Annotated in this window: 2 protein-coding genes; one reads left to right on the plus strand and one right to left on the minus strand. The window is 39.8% G+C overall.

The genetic code is table 11. The features are described 5' to 3' along the window. The coding region (locus AC3LHT_RS07635; RefSeq protein WP_488662470.1) for a DNA polymerase Y family protein at positions 1 to 984 on the plus strand (984 nt) is incomplete at its 5' end. Here AC3LHT_RS07635 and AC3LHT_RS07640 read toward each other — a convergent pair. Next, positions 973 to 1,368, minus strand: a complete 396-nt coding sequence (locus AC3LHT_RS07640; protein WP_290646867.1) for a methylglyoxal synthase — start codon at positions 1,366 to 1,368, stop codon at positions 973 to 975. The two genes, AC3LHT_RS07635 and AC3LHT_RS07640, sit on opposite strands and share 12 nt — an antisense overlap. Between the last annotated feature and the right edge of the window lie 156 nt (positions 1,369 to 1,524).

Raw genomic sequence — 1,524 nt, forward strand, 5'->3', positions numbered from 1 at the left:
TATGAAGCCTCAAAATTCTGTCCTGATGCCATTTTTGTAGAAGTTGAAGCTAAGAAATACGAGTATGTGTCCAGAGAAATCATGAAACTTCTCTACAGTGTTTCTCCAAAGATTTTAGTTGCCAGTATTGATGAGGCTTATATAGACCTCTCACATTTTGAAAATTTAAAAGAGGCCCTTTTTCACTTAAAGAACCTTAAATTGAAATTGATGAGAGAATATGGCTTAACTGCTTCAATCGGTATCGCCTCGAATCCCATGTTGGCAAAGATTGGCAGCGATTTCAAGAAACCCAACGGATTCGTTGTGATTTGCCAAGGGTCGGAAAGGGAGTTTCTAAAGCACGTAAACATAAAAGATATTCCGGGTGTTGGGCCTCATACGCTGATAAAGCTTTCAAGTTACGGATACAAAAAGGCCATTGATCTCATTGAAGCTGATGACTTCTTTCTTTATAGTAATTTTGGGAATGCCCTGCTTGGTTTGAAAAAAGCCCTTTTAACTAATTCATTTTCACGTACCGAGTTTTTCAAGAAATCTTTCCCGAAATCTATTGGCCATTCAATGACTTTGTCCAGGGATATAGATGAGGGTGAACTCATAAACAGGGTTGCGTGTTTTTTAGGAACCAGGGTGATTTACAGGATGAGGAGAAAAGGATTTGAGGCGGAAGGCGTTAGTTTGTTTTTGAAATATTCGGATTTCCGCGTAGTTAGAACATCGAGAAAGTTGAATTTTCCGCTTTCGGACACTCAAAGGATGAATCAAGTACTTTACTGGTTGATTGAAGAGCTCTGGGACGGGGAACCTGTAAGGGCTTTAGGGGTTTCATGCAACAGGCTCAAACCCTCCAGTTCACTGTCTAAACAGCTCAACCTTCTAGATACCAAAAAAGATCTGGTACCCATCTCTTTGAAAATAGAAGAAGCTTTTGGGAAATATTCACTGTTCCCGGCTTCTATTTTGGCTATTTCAGGGCTCTGAGCTCTTTAAAATGCTCTTGATTTCAACCACCAGAGCCTCTGCTGTTGCAAGGTTGGTAGCCAATGGAATATTGAGTACATCGCAAACCCTCAGCAAAGCGGAAATATCGGGTTCATGAGGTTGAGCGGTTAAAGGGTCTCTGAGAAATATGACAAAATCCATCTTTCCCTCTACGAGGAGTGAACCTATCTGAATATCTCCTCCCAGAGGGCCGGAATGCACCGCATTGACCGGCAAATTCAATTTTTCTCTTAGAAATTTGCCGGTAGTCCCGGTAGCGTGTAATTCACAAAGTTTGAAGGTTTCTATGTTTTCTTTGACAAACATTATGAGATCGATTTTCTTTTTGTCGTGTGCAATAAGAGCTACTTTTGGCTTTTCCATGCTACACCTCGATTCAATATATTCAGTAATAATGATAGCATGTTAATCGTGGAAAAAAGAAGGGAGGAAAAATGAAGACTTACAACCTCGTTATTCTATATGGGCAAGTTATTTCACTTATCAAAAGTAACGAGAAAGAGTTTCTAACGCTAAAAT

Source organism: Kosmotoga sp. (assembly GCF_982836095.1).

Excerpts from the sequence above, each read along its gene's own strand:
- AC3LHT_RS07640 (WP_290646867.1), bottom strand. The coding sequence starts at position 1,368 with ATGGAAAAGCCAAAAGTAGCTCTTATTGCACACGACAAAAAGAAAATC.